The sequence below is a fragment of the Pseudomonas sp. C5pp genome (assembly GCF_000814065.1).
Taxonomy (GTDB): Bacteria; Pseudomonadota; Gammaproteobacteria; order Pseudomonadales; family Pseudomonadaceae; genus Aquipseudomonas; species Aquipseudomonas asiatica.
The window spans coordinates 98,654-113,651 of sequence record NZ_JWLN01000013.1 but is presented as its reverse complement, the minus strand read 5'-3'; the positions used below and the strand labels follow the sequence as shown (position 1 = coordinate 113,651).

General features: G+C 62.4%; 13 protein-coding genes and 1 pseudogene. 6 read left to right on the top strand and 8 right to left on the bottom strand.

Annotation, left to right across the window (positions count from 1 at the left end):
• Nucleotides 1–52: 52 nt before the first annotated feature.
• Nucleotides 53–973, bottom strand: coding sequence for an AraC family transcriptional regulator (locus tag RR51_RS13100; RefSeq protein WP_003258430.1), 921 nt, complete (start codon nucleotides 971–973; stop codon nucleotides 53–55).
• A 202-nt stretch (nucleotides 974–1,175) separates the two neighbouring features.
• Here RR51_RS13100 and RR51_RS13095 point away from each other — a divergent pair, with 202 nt between their 5' ends.
• Together RR51_RS13095 and RR51_RS13090 are read left to right on the top strand one after the other, a co-directional pair.
• A complete protein-coding gene (locus tag RR51_RS13095) occupies nucleotides 1,176–1,469 on the top strand; it encodes a putative quinol monooxygenase (protein WP_003258431.1) in 294 nt (97 codons plus the stop codon).
• A gap of 82 nt (nucleotides 1,470–1,551) precedes the next feature.
• On the top strand, nucleotides 1,552–1,785 hold the full coding sequence (locus tag RR51_RS13090) for a hypothetical protein (protein ID WP_039613762.1): 234 nt from the start codon (nucleotides 1,552–1,554) through the stop codon (nucleotides 1,783–1,785).
• On the opposite strand, the gene RR51_RS13085 is transcribed toward RR51_RS13090, so the two are convergent.
• Nucleotides 1,786–2,391, bottom strand: a complete 606-nt coding sequence (locus RR51_RS13085; protein WP_013974025.1) for a flavin reductase family protein — start codon at nucleotides 2,389–2,391, stop codon at nucleotides 1,786–1,788.
• Nucleotides 2,392–2,509: 118 nt separating this feature from the next.
• Nucleotides 2,510–2,914 carry a hypothetical protein gene (locus RR51_RS13080; protein WP_003258434.1) on the bottom strand — a complete coding sequence of 135 codons (405 nt, stop codon included), beginning with the start codon at nucleotides 2,912–2,914 and terminating at the stop codon, nucleotides 2,510–2,512.
• 344 nt (nucleotides 2,915–3,258) lie between these two features.
• On the opposite strand from RR51_RS13080, the pseudogene RR51_RS13075 reads away from it, so the two are divergent.
• Nucleotides 3,259–3,772, top strand: a pseudogene (locus RR51_RS13075) (hypothetical protein).
• Nucleotides 3,773–4,039: 267 nt separating this feature from the next.
• Here the strand turns inward: RR51_RS13075 and RR51_RS13070 are convergent.
• From RR51_RS13070 to bglX, 4 genes are all read right to left on the bottom strand, one after another.
• A complete protein-coding gene (locus RR51_RS13070) occupies nucleotides 4,040–5,359 on the bottom strand; it encodes an MFS transporter (protein ID WP_003258436.1) in 1,320 nt (439 codons plus the stop codon).
• A gap of 278 nt (nucleotides 5,360–5,637) precedes the next feature.
• Entirely contained in the window at nucleotides 5,638–6,972 is a 1,335-nt protein-coding gene (locus tag RR51_RS13065) for a sigma-54-dependent transcriptional regulator (protein WP_039613761.1), read from the bottom strand.
• Nucleotides 6,966–8,723, bottom strand: coding sequence for a sensor histidine kinase (locus RR51_RS13060; protein ID WP_024087686.1), 1,758 nt, complete (start codon nucleotides 8,721–8,723; stop codon nucleotides 6,966–6,968). Before RR51_RS13060 ends, RR51_RS13065 begins: the two co-directional genes overlap by 7 nt.
• 148 nt (nucleotides 8,724–8,871) lie before the next feature.
• On the bottom strand, nucleotides 8,872–11,163 hold the full coding sequence (bglX, locus tag RR51_RS13055) for a beta-glucosidase BglX (RefSeq protein ID WP_039613760.1): 2,292 nt from the start codon (nucleotides 11,161–11,163) through the stop codon (nucleotides 8,872–8,874).
• A gap of 186 nt (nucleotides 11,164–11,349) precedes the next feature.
• Between bglX and RR51_RS13050 the strand changes: the two genes are divergently transcribed.
• Both RR51_RS13050 and RR51_RS13045 read left to right on the top strand, forming a co-directional pair.
• Nucleotides 11,350–11,967 carry a TPM domain-containing protein gene (locus RR51_RS13050; RefSeq protein ID WP_013974020.1) on the top strand — a complete coding sequence of 206 codons (618 nt, stop codon included), beginning with the start codon at nucleotides 11,350–11,352 and terminating at the stop codon, nucleotides 11,965–11,967.
• A gap of 255 nt (nucleotides 11,968–12,222) precedes the next feature.
• Nucleotides 12,223–13,446 (top strand): class I SAM-dependent methyltransferase, encoded by a 1,224-nt coding sequence (locus RR51_RS13045; protein WP_039613759.1) that lies wholly within the window; start codon nucleotides 12,223–12,225, stop codon nucleotides 13,444–13,446.
• 4 nt (nucleotides 13,447–13,450) lie between these two features.
• Here RR51_RS13045 and RR51_RS13040 read toward each other — a convergent pair whose 3' ends face one another.
• The gene (locus RR51_RS13040) at nucleotides 13,451–14,329 is read right to left on the bottom strand and encodes a response regulator transcription factor (RefSeq protein WP_039613758.1); all 879 of its coding nucleotides are present in this window, start codon (nucleotides 14,327–14,329) and stop codon (nucleotides 13,451–13,453) included.
• A 449-nt stretch (nucleotides 14,330–14,778) separates the two neighbouring features.
• On the opposite strand from RR51_RS13040, the gene RR51_RS13035 reads away from it, so the two are divergent.
• On the top strand, nucleotides 14,779–14,979 hold the full coding sequence (locus tag RR51_RS13035; RefSeq protein WP_039613757.1) for a Flp family type IVb pilin: 201 nt from the start codon (nucleotides 14,779–14,781) through the stop codon (nucleotides 14,977–14,979).
• Nucleotides 14,980–14,998: the final 19 nt, after the last annotated feature.

Sequence of the window (14,998 nt, the reverse complement as noted above, 5' to 3'; positions counted from 1 at the left end):
TCCTGTGGGAGCGGGTTTACCCGCGAAGAGGCCGGCACAGGCAAAGCCAAACTCAGCCAGCAGTCGCCCGCAACCTGGCCACATCACGAATCGGCGGCGCGCCATACAGCCGGCTGTATTCACGGCTGAACTGTGACGGGCTTTCATACCCCACCCGGTAGGCCGCCACCGCCGCCTCGAGCCCGTCATTCAGCATCAAGCGCCGCGCCTCCTGCAGGCGCAGTTGCTTTTGGTACTGCAGCGGGCTCATCGACGTCACGGCCTTGAACCGGTGGTGCAAGGTCGAGGTGCTGAGGTTGACTTCACGCGCCAGATCCTCGATGCGCAAAGGCCGCTGGTAGTTCTGGTTGAGCCAGGTGATGGCCTGACAAACCCGGTGGGTCTGGCTGTTGGCCAAGGCAATTTCGTACAACCGATAGCCCTGCGGCCCTCGCAGCAGACGGTACAGAATCTCCCGGCGGAACAGCGGCGCCAGCATCGCGATGTCGCGAGGGGTGTCCAGCAGGCGTATCAGCCGCAGCAAGGCGTCGAGCAACGCGGCATCGGTTCTTTCCACATACAAGCCACGACCGGAAGGCCGGTTGGGCACCAGCATCGGCCCGCTTTCGGCGATCAGCTGGCTGATTTCGGCTGGGTCCAGGTCCATGCGCAGGCCAAGGCTTGGGTGCTCGGGGCTGGCGTCGAGCTTTACGCCGCTAAGCGGCAAGGTTACCGAGACCACCATGTAGTGCAGCGGGTCGTAGGCGTACTGCTCGTCACCCAGGAACAGGCTTTTGCTGCCCTGGGCGAGGATGCACAGCGCGGGTTGCGCCAGCGTCGGTACCGAGCGCACGTTTTCGGTGTAGCGCACTAGGTACAGGTCATCGATGGCCGATGCCGGGCCGTGAGGCTCCCCGGCGTGGCGGCGGATCAGCTCGGCCAGTTCCTGGCGTTGCAGTTCCAGGCTTGGGTCGATGGACGTGGCGATGGTCATGATGGCTTTCCTCTGCTGACCGACGCAGCATAGGTTTGGGCAATGGCGGGCGCTAGTCAAAAGCTGCACGCCGATTGCCTGATCCTGCCGCGCTGCAGGATCAGGCAATTGGCGAGCAGTAATGGCCTAACGCGTCGCGCGGGCGAGGCCCTAACCTTGGCAGCCTGGCTTTTTCGTCCGCCTGCTTCAAGGAGATTGTGCAATGACCCCGACACAACCGGTCACCCACCTTGCTTTCATCCGTGCCAGCAGCGGGCGCTCGGCGGAGCTGGGCGCGCGCCTGCGTGACCTGCTCGAGCCCTCGTTGCGGGCACCGGGCTGCCTGAGTTTTTCGGTGCAGCGTTCGCAGGCTGATGCCGATTTATGGTTGCTCAGTGGCAGCTGGCAAGACCAGCAGGCGATGAGTGGCTATTTTGCTTCGCCGACACTGGAAGTGTTTGGTGAGTTGGTGCAAGAACAGGTGGTCAGCAGCCTGGATCTGCATACCTTTGATTGAGGTGTTGCCTGTACCGGCGATAGGGCCTGTACAGGCAAATAGGGTAAAATGCCGGCCCCCGATCAACGAAGCGGATAGCAATATGGCACGTAGGGAATTCCCGCATTTCGAAGCGGTTTCGGCGATGGTCCCGGTGGAAGGTGGCGGCTACAACGCGGCCATCGCGGTCAAGGCCCTGGGCATGGGCGGTGCGCCGCGCTTTCACAAGATTCTCGACGGCCAGGTGTTCCAGGGCGCTGTGGCCGCCGATGAAGCGGCCACGGCCGAGCTGCAACGCCTGCAGGGCGTCAGCGAAGAGGGTGAGCTGATCTGGTGATCAGGCCGGTGGGCGGGCCATCTTGAACAGGTTGCCCAGCTCGAAATAGTCTGCCGGGCCACCACCACGCAGGATCGGCTCGGCGGCAGCGGTATCGTAGATACCGTTCTTCAACAGGTGCTCGGCAATGTGCACCGCCACCACTTCACCCAGGATCAACCAGCTGGGCACCAGTTCCTGGTCGGCCCGCTTGAGCTGGACAATCTGGCTGACCTTGCACTCGAAAGCCACTGGGGTTTCGCCGACACGCGGCACATTGACGATGCTCGATGGCGTGGCGGTGAGGCCGCTCAATTCGAATTCGCTTACCTCGGCGGCAACCGGTGCGCAGCTCTGGTTCATCTGCTCGGCCAACGTGCGAGTGGCGAGGTTCCAGACGAACTCGCCGGTCTGCTCGATGTTGTTCAGGCTGTCTTTGCGCCCGACGCTGCAGAAACCGATGATTGGCGGGATGTAGTTGAAGGCGTTGAAGAAGCTGTAGGGCGCCAGGTTCAGGCGGCCTTCGCGGTCCTGTGAGGAGATCCAGCCGATAGGGCGGGGGCCGACGATGGCGTTGAACGGGTCGTGGGGCAGGCCGTGGCCTTTTGCGGGTTCGTAGTAATACATCTGTGCTGGGCTTGCTGGCCCTACCTCCTGGTGGACAAGGCGCCTAGTGTGCCAAGCCTGTGCCCGCCTGCAAATGATCAAGCCCGGCCGAAGCCGGGCTGGGTGCTCGCATCAGGGATCAGCTGATGCGGTGGGCGTTGGTGCGGTTGAAGCCGTCTTCGGCGAAACGCTGGCCACCAGTGCGGTCGAAGCCGTCTTCGGCGAAACGCTGGCCACCAGTGCGGTCGAAGCCGTCTTCGGCGAAGCGTTGACCACCAGTGCGGTCGAAGCCGTCTTCGGCGAAGCGTTGACCACCAGTGCGGTCGAAGCCGTCTTCGGCGAAGCGCTGGCCACCGGTGCGGTCGAAGCCATCTTCAGCGAAGCGCTGGCCGCCAGTGCGGTCGAAACCATCTTCAGCGTAGGCAGCGGATTGGCTCTGGGTCGCTGCGAAGGTGTGGGCGTTGGTGCGGTTGAAGCCATCTTCGGCGAAGGCGCCAGCAGCGAAAACCGAGAGGGCCAGGGTGAGGATCAGTTTGTTTTTCATGGTCGTTGCTCCAGGGGTTTTTGAGGTTGTTTTGTTTCTATGGGTTTAATCCTACGCCGATTAATTTGATTAAAAAGCGCAAATAGTAGTGCTTAAAAATCGAATTGTTTGATATGTATAGGCGTGCATCTTGTGGCTCGGGCAGCGGTTCTGGCTCAGGATGTGTCCGCCCATGCGCCGACGTTCTGCCAGCCATTTCAGCTTGAGGCGGTGGAATTAATGGGGCGTTAAGGATGAAAAATCTGTCATTGAAGGCTGCTGGACGCATTTTTCATACATCACCAACCGACTTTTCAAATGCTGCTCAGCACCATCGCCGCACCTCAAACCGGAGCGGCACAACAATGAACAAACTTCCGCAAATCACCTTGGCCTTCTGGGTCATGAAGATCTGCGCTACCACCCTTGGCGAAACGGCGGGGGATTTGCTGTCGATGACCCTGAACATCGGCTATGCCCTCAGTTCGTTGCTGCTTATCAGCGTGTTCCTGCTGACCTTGCTCGGCCAGCTGTACTCGCGCCGCTACCACTCGATGCTGTACTGGCTGGTGATCCTCTCCACCAGCACCGCCGGCACCACCATGCGCACTGTTGATCGGCAGTGCCATCGCCTTGGTAGTGGTGGCCCGCTACTGGACACGCATCCCTGGCGTGGTGTTGTTCTGGGTCGCGTTCGTGCTTACCCGCCCGTTCGGCGCCACCTTGGGCGACTTCCTCACCAAGCCCCACGAGAAGGGCGGTTTGGACTTCTGCACGGTCGGCTCTTCGGCGGTGCTGGGAGGGGTGTTGTTGATACTGGTGCTGATGGCCACCTGGTACCAGCGCCGTGAGCCGCGTCAGGCGTTGGAGATGTCCTGACCCTGCTTTCCGATACCAGTGAGCCGATTAATTGGGCTATTCGGCTCACATGGTGAGCCGAACAGGATTTCTAATCGGCTCATCAGAAGGCTTCGGAGGTATGGCTTGATGTTTGCGCTGTTGCTGAAATCGAGCGCCGTCCGCGCGGTGCGTCTCGCATGCGCTGGAGCCCTCAAACCGTACACCTGGATTGCATGACGCATTCGCATGTATGAAAAAAGGCGCCCCGATAACGGGGCGCCCTTCTTGATTACGGCAAGCTCACACTCACTCAGTGGTAATCCGCGAGTGCTGCTTGGTGTCCTTCATGGTTGCGTAAACCAGCAGCGAGCAGGCGATGCAGGCGGTCACGTACCAGTAGAAGCCACTCTCCATGCCGGCGCTCTTGAACCACAGGGCCACGTACTCGGCGGTGCCGCCGAAGATCGACACGGTCAGCGCGTACGGCAGGCCCACGCCCAGGGCGCGGATTTCGGTGGGGAACAGCTCGGCTTTGACCACGGCGTTGATCGAGGTGTAGCCGCTGACGATGATCAGCGCCGCCATGATCAGGAAGAACGCGCCCCACCAGGTCTGGATGGTGTGCAGGGTGCTGAGGATCGGTACGGTGAACAGGGTGCCGAGCACGCCGAAGGCGATCAGGATCGGGCGTCGACCGATCTTGTCGGACAGGCCGCCTATCACCGGTTGCAGGCACATGAACAGGAACAGCGTGGCGGCCGAGATGGTGGTCGAGTCGCTGATGCTCATGCCAACGGTGTTGACCAGGTACTTCTGCATGTAGGTGGTGTAGGTGTAGAAGGCCAGGGTGCCGCCCATGGTCAGCCCGACCACGGTCATCAGCTCCTTGGGGTGGCGCAGCAGGGTGCGCATCAGGCTTTCCTTGGCCTTTTCCTTCTTGGTGAAGGAGGCGGTTTCTTCCATGCCGCGACGCAGGTACAGCGCCACCACGGCGCACAGCGCACCGATCACGAACGGTACGCGCCAGCCCCAGGCATACAGCTGCTCGGTGGTCAGGGTCTGTTGCAGGACGATCAGTACCGCCAGGGCGATGAGCTGGCCGGAGATCAGGGTGACGTACTGGAAGCTGGAGAAGAAGCCACGGCGGTCCTTGCTGGCCATCTCGCTGAGGTAGGTGGCCGAGGTGCCGTATTCACCACCCACCGACAGGCCCTGCATCAGGCGTGCAATGACCAGCAGGATGGGTGCGGCGACTCCGATGGTTTCGTAACCCGGGGTCAGGGCGATGACCAGCGAGCCTGCGCACATCAGCAGTACCGAGGCCATCAATGCGGCCTTGCGGCCTTTGCGGTCGGCGTACAGGCCCATCAACCAGCCACCGATCGGGCGCATGAGGAAGCCCACGGCGAAGATCGCGGCGGTATTGAGCAATTGTGCGGTGGAGTCGCCGGCCGGGAAGAAGGCCTTGGCGAAGTACAGCGAGAATGCGGCGTAGACGTACCAGTCGTACCATTCGACCATGTTGCCGATGGACCCGCTGAAGATCGACTTCAGGCGGCTGGCGGTGGTTTTTTCTGTGGCAGGCGCGGTGGACGCCCCGGCTGGCAGGGAGGTGGCATTATCCATCAGGGATACCTTCTCGTTGTTTTTGTGGAGCGCGCCGTGGCGCAGCTTGCACAGGTGATTGCAGAAGGTGTGCCAAATGGGTGCATTGGGCTTCAAATGGGGGCGCTGCGCGCCCCTTCGCGGGCACGCCCGCTCCCACAGAAGCCGCGTTATTCCTGACGTGGAGCATTTCCTTGTGGGAGCGGGCGTGCCCGCGAAGGGCTGCAAAGCAGCCCCGGAAAATCAGATTAATGAGCGGTTTTTTGCTTGCTGATCGAGCGAGATAAGCGGATTTCCGCTCATTCCCGCCCGATGAAGTCCTCGCGCACCAACCCATGCCGCTGCATCTTTTCGTTCAGCGTGCGCCGCGGCAGCTGCAAGGCCTCCATCACCGCCTTGATTTCGCCCCCGTGCTGGCGCAGCGCCGCGCGCAGGCATTGCGCCTCGAACGCTTCCATCTGTTCGCTCAACGACTGCCCGGCAGGCGTCACCTCGATGTTCGGCGAGCCCAACCCCAATGCATGCCGTTCCGCCGCGTTGGCCAGCTCACGCACGTTGCCCGGCCAGTCATGCGACAGCAGCTGCGCCAGTTGCGCGCCCGACAGTGGCGGGGCTGCGCGACCAAGCTTTTCGCCGGCGGCACGGGCAAAGTGCTCGAACAGCAGTGGAATGTCCTCACGCCGTTCACGCAACGGCGCCAGGCGCAACTCGGCCACGTTCAGGCGATAGGCAAGGTCTTCGCGAAAGCGCCCGGCGCGGGCTTCTTCGAGCAGGTCGGGCTTGGTCGCGGCAATGATGCGCAGGTCGACGCTGATGCTCTGGTTGGCCCCCAGGCGTTCCAGCTTCTGTTCCTGGATCACCCGCAGCAGCTTGGCCTGTTGGGCCAGTGGCATGCTTTCGATTTCGTCGAGGAACACCGTGCCACCGTTGGCGTACTCAAGCTTGCCGATGCGCTTGCCCTGGGCGCCGGTAAAGGCGCCGCTTTCATGGCCGAACAGCTCGGCCTCGAACAGCGACTCGGGGATGGCTGCACAGTTGAGGGCGACGAACGGCTTGTCGGCGCGCGGGCCAAAATCGTGCAGGCAGCGGGCCACGCGCTCTTTGCCACTGCCGGTTTCGCCGCGGATCAGCACATTGACCGGCAGGCTGGCCAGGTCCAGCACTTGCCGACGCAGCTGTTGCAGGCCCTGGGACATACCCAGCAGTGTGCCTTCCAGGCGTGACTTGAGATCGGCCTGCTCGTGCAGCCGGCGGTTTTCCAAGACCAGCTGGCGCTTTTCCAGGGCCCTGCGAAGGCTGCCCAGCAGGTGCTGCGGTGTAAAGGGTTTTTCCAGGAAGTCGTAGGCCCCGCTGCGCATGGCTTCCACTGCCATGGGCACATCGCCGTGGCCGGTCAGCAGGATTACCGGCAAGTCGGGGTCGTCCGCCTGCAGGCGTTCGAGCAACTGCAGGCCATCCATGCCCGGCATGCGTACATCGCTGATGATCACCCCGGGAAAGTGCCGTGGCAGGTGTGCCAGGCATTCTTCGGCGCGGGCGAACAGTTGCACGCTGAAGCCCGACAGGCTCAGCCATTGCTCGACCGCGGTGCGGATACTGGCTTCATCATCGACGACGATCACTGAATTCAACATGCAGGCTCCAGGTCACGGGGGAGGGTAAGGCTCAGGCGCGCGCCGCCAGGCAGGTTTTCGGCCTGCAGCTTGCCGCCGGCCTCGTGGACGATGCCGTAGGAAATGGCTAGCCCCAGCCCAAGGCCTTCACCCACCGGCTTTGTGGTGAAGAATGGGTCGAAGACCTTGGCCAGGTTGGCCTCGGCAATGCCGCCCCCCGAATCCAGCACGCTCAGGCGCCATAGCTCGCCGTCGGGCTCGATGCGGATCTCCAGGCGTTTGTAGCGCTTGTCGGCCATGGCGTCGAGGGCATTGCGCAGCAGGTTGATCAGCACCTGCTCCAGGCGAATGGCATCGCCGCGCACCCAGGCCGGGCGCGCCAGGTACAGGGCTACCTCCACTTCTTCGCTGCGAATACGCGCCTCCAGCAGGTGCAGTGCCTGGTCGACCACGGTGGCCAGGTCGAGGCGTTCGCGCAGGCCGACCGGGCTGTTGCGGGCGAAGGTTTTCAGGTGACTGGTGAGCGCGGCCATGCGAGTGAGCATCTGCTCCAGCGGCTCCAGTGCCTGGCGTGCTTCGTCATATCGGCCATGGTCGAGCAGCAGACGCAGGGTTTCCAGCTGCATGCGCTGGGTGGTCAGCGGCTGGTTGATTTCATGGGCCATGGCCGCCGACATCTGCCCAAGCGCCGCCAGCTTGGCCGATTGCACCAGCCCCTCCTGGGCGGTGCGCAGCTCACGGGTGCGTTCCTCGACCTGGCGCTTGAGCTCCTCCCGGCTACGCTGGCGCAGGCGGGCAAGGCGCAGGCGCTGGCTGACGAACAGCGCAGCGAACACCAGGCTCAGCCACACGGCGGCGGCGCCGAGGGCGGCATTGCGACCGTCGGCGGCCACCTGCGGCTTGCGCAGCAGATGCAAGGTCCAGTTTTCACTTTCCAGCGGCAGGCTTTCCCACAGGTACTCGGCGCTACCCTCCGGGCCTTGCACGCGGCTGAGGGTGCTGTTGGCGGCAAAGCGGGTCAGCACCTGGTGCTGCAGCGGCACCAGCGGTTGCTTGTCGTACTGACGGGTTTCGGCCAGTTCGGCACGGTCGGCACCATTGAGCGGCTGCAGCTCACGGTAGCGCCAGCCGTCCTGGTTGGCGATGAAGGTGATGCCACGGGCATCGCTGACCAGCAGGATGTCGCTGCCCTGGCGCCACTCGCGCTCCAGTTCGGGGAACTCCAGCTTCACCACCATGGCGCCGAGGAAGCGGCCATGCTCGTCGTTCACCGCGCTGGCGAGGAAATAGCCCGGCACGCCACTGGTCACACCCACTGCGTAGAAGCGGCCACTGCCTTGGCTTCGGGTTTGCTTGAAGTAGGGGCGGAAACCGTAGTTGGAGCCCACATAGCTGCTAGGCAGCCGCCAGTTGCTGGCGGCGATGGCCAGGCCGGTGCGGTCGAGCAGTTCGAGGGTGGAGGAGTTGGCAGCGCCGTTGATGCGTTCGAGCTTGCGGTTCAGGGCGTCCTGCATCGGTTCGCTGACCGGGCCGCGCAGGGCGGCGATCAGTTCCGGGTCCAGCGCCAGCACGGCGGGCAGGGCGCGGTAGCGGTCGATCAGCGTGTGCAGGGCATTGGCGTACAGGCCCAACTGCTGGCTGGCACGCTGGGCGTCGGCTTCCATGGCCTGGCGCTTGGCCTGGTGCATGGCCCAGCCGGCGCTGAGGGCGGTGCCCAGCACGATCAGCAGGGAGATCAGCCCCAGACGCAGGGCGCGAACGGAAAAGGGCATGGGGCGGATCCGGATGAATGGGGTATCAGGGCTGGCCTATTCGCGGGCTTGCCCGCTCCCACAGAAGATTCACAGCCCGATGGACCTGTGCATTACCTGTGAGAGCGGGCAAGCCCGCGAGGGGGCCGGTACAGGCATAACCTGTCAGTTACAGCAGTTCGAAGCTCTGCTGTTGCACCGCCTGGGAATCCAGCCCGACCTGGACATTGAATTCCCCTGGCTCGGCAACCCGTTGCAGTTGGCCATTGTAGAACTTCAGGTCTTCTTCGCTGATGCGGAAGCTCAACGTGCGCGACTCGCCAGGCTTGAGCATCAGCTTCTGGAAGTTCTTCAGTTCCTTCACCGGGCGGCTCATCGATGCCGATACATCCTGCAGGTACAACTGCACCACGGTCTCGCCTGCCACCTTGCCGGTGTTCTTCACTGTCACCTTGGCCTCCAGCGTGTCGCCACGCTTGAGGTCCTTGTTCGACAGCTTCAGCCCCGACAGCTCGAAGCTGCTGTAGCTCAGGCCATAGCCGAACGGGTACAGCGGGCCATTGGGCTCTTCGAAGTACTGCGAGGTGTAGTTGCCCGGCTTGCCCGGTGTGAAGGGCCGGCCAATACGGGTGTGGTTGTAGTACATCGGGATCTGCCCGACCGAACGCGGGAAGGTGATGGCCAGCTTGCCGGACGGGTTGTAATCGCCGAACAGTACGTCGGCGATCGCGTTGCCGCCTTCGGTACCGGCGAACCAGGTTTCCAGAATGGCGTCGGCCTGCTCGCGTTCCCAGGCAATCGACAGTGGGCGGCCGTTCATCAGCACCAGCACCAGCGGCTTGCCGGTGGCCTTCAGGGCCTTGATCAGCTCCCGCTGGCTGGCCGGGATTTCCAGGGTGGTACGGCTCGACGACTCGTGGGACATGCCGCGGGATTCGCCGACCACTGCCACCACCACATCGGACTGCTTCGCCGCCTTCACCGCCTCGTCGATCAGCACCGCGGGCGGGCGCGGGTCGTCGACGATTTCCGGGGCATCGAAGTTGAGGAAGTTCAGGTAATCGAACATCGCCTTGTCGCCGGTGACATTGGAGCCTTTGGCGTAGACCAGCTTGGCCTTGCCCTCCACGGCGCGGCGCAGGCCTTCGCGCACGGTCACCGAGTGCACCGGTTTGCCGTCGGCAGCCCAGCTGCCCATCATGTCGATCGGGGCATCGGCCAGCGGGCCGACCAGGGCAATGGTGCCGGCCTTTTTCAGCGGCAGGGTCTGGTTGTGGTTTTCCAGCAGTACCAGGCTGCGGCGCGCCACGTCACGCGCGGCGTCGCGGTGCAGGCGGTCGTTGCCGTAGTAGTCCTTCAGGTCGGTTTCGGCCTTGCCGATGCGCACGTACGGGTCCTTGAACAGGCCCATGTCGTACTTGGCACCCAGCACTTCGCGCACTGCCTGGTCCAGTTCGGCCTGGGTCACTTCGCCAGACTTCAGCAGGCCTGGCAGCTCTTCGCCGTACAGGGTGTCGTTCATGCTCATGTCGATGCCGGCCTTGATCGCCAGCTTGGCGGCTTCGCGCCCGTCGCGGGCGACGCCATGGCGGATCAGCTCCTGGATGGCGCCGTGGTCGCTGATGGTCACGCCTTTGAAGCCCCACTCCTTGCGCAGCAGGTCGTTCATCAGCCAGGTATTGGAGGTGGCCGGCACGCCGTTGATCGAGTTCAGCGCCACCATAACCCCGCCGGCACCAGCGTCGAGCGCGGCGCGGTAGGGTGGCAGGTAGTCGTTGTACATTTTCGGCAGGCTCATATCGACCGTGTTGTAGTCGCGCCCGCCTTCCACCGCGCCGTACAGGGCGAAGTGCTTGACGATGGCCATGATGCTGTCGGGGTTGGCCGGGCTGCTGCCCTGGAACGAGCGGACCATCACCTGGCCGATCTTCGAGGTCAGGTAGGTATCCTCGCCGAAGCCTTCACTGGTGCGGCCCCAGCGCGGGTCGCGGGCGATGTCGACCATCGGTGCGAAGGTCATGTCCAGGGCGTCGGCCGCGGCTTCGATGGCGGCGGTGCGGCCGACCTTGGCGACGGCGTCCATGTCCCAGGTCGCGGCCATGCCCAGGCCGATCGGGAAAATGGTGCGTTCGCCGTGGACGGTGTCGTAGGCGAAGAACATCGGAATCTTCAGCCGGCTACGCATCGCCGCGTCCTGCATGGGGCGGTTCTCGGGGGCCGTGCGTGAGTTGAAGGTACCGCCGATGCGCCCGGCGGCAATTTCCTCGCGGATCTTATCCTTGGGCATTTCCGGCCCGATACTGATCAGGCGCAGTTGGCCGATCTTCTCGGCTTCGGTCATCTGGCTGATCAGATGGTCGATGAACGCCTGCTTGTCCTGCAGGGGCGGGGCGGAGGGGGCGGCGAGTGCCGCCTGACTGGCAAGGCCCATGGCCAGGCCCAGCAAAGACAGTTTCATCATCAATTCCGTTGTGAGGCCTGTGCCGTATCCACGGTGATACGCGCGCGGCCGAAGTTTTCAGGCGGCTATTGTTGTACGATTTGCAGGCATTTCTTCCAGCGGCGGATTATGCCTGAATATGTCGCCTGCGGATGAAGCCCCGAATGCCGGGACAACAACTATAAGAACGCTCAAGAGACCGACGGCATGACCCCCCTCGACGAATACCATCAGCGCCAGATCGCCGAAGCCATTGCCCGTGCCGAACGGCGCACCGATGCCGAACTGGTGACGGTGCTGGCCCGCCGGGCCGACGATTATGCCTACTGGCCGTTGTTCTGGGCCGCCGTGCTGGCGCTGGCCGTGCCGGCCCTGTTGCACTGGCTGCTGGGTTGGCCCGGAGTGCGTGGCTTGCTGGTGGCCAATGTGCTGCTGTTCGTAGGCTTGTGCCTGCTGCTGCGCAGCCCGCGCCTGGCCGGCTGGCTGATCCCCCGAGCCCTGCGCCGCTGGCGTGCTTCGCGCCTGGCCCGCCAGCAGTTTCGCGAACAGAACCTGCAGCGCACTGCTGGTGCCACGGGCGTACTGATCTTCGTCAGCGAGGCGGAGCGGCATGTGGAGATCCTGGTCGACCGCGGTATCGAGCGCCATCTGGATGCCACCGCCCGCGCGGCCATCGTCGCCCGCCTTGCCGAACAGGTACGCCAGGGCCGCACCTTGCAGGGGTTTGTGGAGTGCATAGAAGCGTGCGGCGAACTGCTCAGCGAACATGTGCCGCCTACCCATGCGCGTAACGAGTTGCCCAACCGGTTGGTGATTCTCGATTGAGCCGAACCCGATGGCTTGACGCGCCCCCTGTAGGAGCGGCTTTAGCCGCGAACACCGGCGCAGCCGGTGCCATACCGCGTTGGACTCTTCGCGGCTAAAGCCGCTCCCACAGGGTACGCGTACCGCTTGCGAATTCGGTTCCCTACGCGACAGCGCAGCCCAAAGGACTGGGCGATCTCCCACAGGAAGTTAGCCACCCTGTAGAATGCGTGCATTGCGCCATGCGCTCCCCGCTACCCGAGGCACCGTTTTTCCATGTCCGCCAGTTCTTCTGCCCCATCCGCGCCGGATGCGCGCACCCAGTTTCTCGACCTGCTGAACGCCGCCCTGCATGGCAATACCCTGGTCAAACTGGTATTGGCGCGCCATGTCGGTGCCGACCAGACCCTGCAACGGATCATTGCCAAGCCGCTGCAGGTCAAGGGCCAGCCGTGCCTGTCGCTGGTCTATCGCCACCAGACCCGCGACATCACCCGCAATCTGGCGCTGGAGCAGGCACAGGCGCTGGTCGCCGAGCTGCTACCGGACAGCTTCCGCAACGCGCACTTGTTCGATGCCGACGGTGAAGTGCAGTTGACCTTCAGCAAGAAGGGCAAGCCCATGCTCCAGCGCCACGGCGCACAGGCGCCACGCGAAGCTTCCAGTAGCAGCGGCCATGACCGCGAGAAGAAGCGCTATCTGGAGCTTTCACGGCCGTTCCTGCGTGACCTCGGCGTTACTGACGCACAAGGCGCGCTGATCCCGTCGATGTCGCGCAAGTGGAAGCAGATCAACAAGTTCATCGAAGTCTTCGACCACGCCCTGGCCAGTGCACCGGTGCCGGCGGAGCAGGCGCTACGGGTGGCCGACTTCGGCTCAGGCAAGGGCTACCTGACCTTTGCCATGCACGACTACCTGCGCAATAGCCTGGGCCGCGAAGCACAGGTAACGGGCGTCGAGCTGCGCCAGGACATGGTCGACCTGTGCAACGCCGCCGCCTTGCGTCTGGAGCACCCGGGCCTGGAGTTCCAGTGTGGTGACGTGCGTAGCGTGGTGCCCGAGGCCATCGAAGTGATGATTGCCCTGCATGCCTGCGACATTGCTACTGACTACGCGATCCACACCGGCATCCGCTGCAACGCCGCGATCATCATGTGCTCGCCGTGCTGCCACAAGCAGATCCGCCCGCAATTGCACAGCCCGGGGTTGTTGCAACCGATGCTGCAGTACGGCCTGCACATGGGCCAGCAGGCCGAAATGCTGACCGACAGCCTGCGCGCGCTGTACCTCGAAGCCTGCGGGTACGAGACCAAGGTGTTCGAGTTCATTTCGCTGGAGCACACCAACAAGAACAAGATGATTCTTGCGGTGAAGCGGCGCCAGGCAGGGGACAACGGCGCGTTGCTGGAGAAGATCGGGCAGCTCAAGGCGTTCTATGGGGTGAAGGAGCATTGCCTGGAGACGCTGTTGCGTGCGGATGGGTTGCTGCCTGGCGTGTGATTCTTCAGCGGCTCTTGTGAAATGTCGCACTCGGTAACACGTTATCCATCAGTGGCGCCTCTGGACCTTTCAGAGCCTCGGTTTCGCTGACCGACGCTCCGAGCTGGCGGGCATGTCGGTATTCGCTGGGTGTGCAGTTGCTGACCTGCTTGAAGGCACGGGCGAAGTAGGATGGGTCCTTGAAGCCGGCCTCATAGCCGATGCTGGTAATCGGCATCTGGCTGTTGACGAGCAGGTCCATGGCCAGGTTCATGCGCTTGCTCAGGATGTAATCCAGAAACCCAACGCCGTTGACTTCCTTGAACAGGCGGCTGAAGCGGGCCGTGGTCATGCCGCAGCGCTGTGCGATGTCCTTTTGGTCGATGCATTCGCGAAAATGCTGGTCGATGTATGGCATGACCTTGCTGAGCGCCTGGTGCTTGTGGTGTTCACCGGTCAGGCGAATGCTGTCCGGCAAAGAGGGAAGGTGGTCGATGCGCTGCGCATTGCCTGAGGTCTTGCTGGCGCGGCGTATGTCGCAAAGCTGCTTCAGGACATCGATGTAGCGACTTTTCTCACCGCTTGTCAGCGGCAATACCAGATACTCCCAGACCCGCGAACGCATGGCCCAGACAGCCAGCTCTTCGGAGTGCTGCACGGTGAACATGGTGATCGGTATGGACGGTGAGTTGCGTTTCACTTCCAGCAGCAGGTTGAGGTTGAGGGTGTCGGGGCGATCGAAATGCATGCAGATCATGTCTGCCTGCTGGCGTTCGGAATGCGCCACGGCCTTCGCCAGTTTGCAATCGCAGACATGACTGAACTGTGCCATCAGCGCTTCGGTGGAATGATCGCGTGTCAGATCGAACCACAACAGCAGCGGCTTTGTGCCCGGGTTAGACATCGTGACTTAACCTTATGCTGGGGAGTTTCCCTACGAGCAGCAGTATTGCCAAAACACTATTAACTCGCCGAGCAATTTGGTTATTACCTTAGATCTTTTTTGATTACGGCGATCTAAGCATTTCGTAAAACCCTGATGTTAGACAGGTTCCGTTTTTCGTCACGTTCTGATGTATGACGACCGTTTGTCGGCTTTGGACTAACGTGCCGGAACTTTTTCCTGGGTCGGCTGCAAATGCGTACGAAAGTGCTTCTCATATTCGGGATTCTTGCCTGTTTTCCTGGTGGCCGCGTCCCCTTTTTGATGCTGGCTAATGGCCGCAAAAAAGTCCTAGCGATTCGCAAAAATCTCCTAACCACTGGTGTCACCCTCTGACTAGCATTCGCAACAGGTAGTGCAAAACACCACTGCCTGGGAAGAAAAATAAAGTCCTTAGCGAGGTGAGCGAAATGACACTGCAAACTATCAAGACTTCGGTAATGAATTTCGTCAAAGACGAAGATGGTCTGACCATTGTGGAATATGCGGTGGCTGGTGGGCTGGTGGCTCTTGCCGTAGTTACTGCATTCACTGACTTGGGGGATGCAGTTGGCGATAGGATCAATGAGCTGAAAGACGCTATTAGCGGCACGGCTGCTCCTGCTCCTTAATTAATAATTGGGCACGCAC

What these genes read in the sequence shown, in the direction of transcription:
- RR51_RS13060 (WP_024087686.1), bottom strand. Translation starts at nt 8,723, where the DNA reads ATGCCCTTTTCCGTTCGCGCCCTGCGTCTGGGGCTGATCTCCCTGCTG.
- RR51_RS13040 (WP_039613758.1), bottom strand. Translation starts at nt 14,329, where the DNA reads ATGTCTAACCCGGGCACAAAGCCGCTGCTGTTGTGGTTCGATCTGACA.
- RR51_RS13085 (WP_013974025.1), bottom strand. Translation starts at nt 2,391, where the DNA reads ATGTATTACTACGAACCCGCAAAAGGCCACGGCCTGCCCCACGACCCG.
- RR51_RS13090 (WP_039613762.1), top strand. Translation starts at nt 1,552, where the DNA reads ATGGCACGTAGGGAATTCCCGCATTTCGAAGCGGTTTCGGCGATGGTC.
- RR51_RS13035 (WP_039613757.1), top strand. Translation starts at nt 14,779, where the DNA reads ATGACACTGCAAACTATCAAGACTTCGGTAATGAATTTCGTCAAAGAC.
- RR51_RS13045 (WP_039613759.1), top strand. Translation starts at nt 12,223, where the DNA reads ATGTCCGCCAGTTCTTCTGCCCCATCCGCGCCGGATGCGCGCACCCAG.
- RR51_RS13100 (WP_003258430.1), bottom strand. Translation starts at nt 973, where the DNA reads ATGACCATCGCCACGTCCATCGACCCAAGCCTGGAACTGCAACGCCAG.
- bglX (WP_039613760.1), bottom strand. Translation starts at nt 11,163, where the DNA reads ATGATGAAACTGTCTTTGCTGGGCCTGGCCATGGGCCTTGCCAGTCAG.
- RR51_RS13080 (WP_003258434.1), bottom strand. Translation starts at nt 2,914, where the DNA reads ATGAAAAACAAACTGATCCTCACCCTGGCCCTCTCGGTTTTCGCTGCT.
- RR51_RS13050 (WP_013974020.1), top strand. Translation starts at nt 11,350, where the DNA reads ATGACCCCCCTCGACGAATACCATCAGCGCCAGATCGCCGAAGCCATT.
- RR51_RS13095 (WP_003258431.1), top strand. Translation starts at nt 1,176, where the DNA reads ATGACCCCGACACAACCGGTCACCCACCTTGCTTTCATCCGTGCCAGC.
- RR51_RS13065 (WP_039613761.1), bottom strand. Translation starts at nt 6,972, where the DNA reads ATGTTGAATTCAGTGATCGTCGTCGATGATGAAGCCAGTATCCGCACC.
- RR51_RS13070 (WP_003258436.1), bottom strand. Translation starts at nt 5,359, where the DNA reads ATGGATAATGCCACCTCCCTGCCAGCCGGGGCGTCCACCGCGCCTGCC.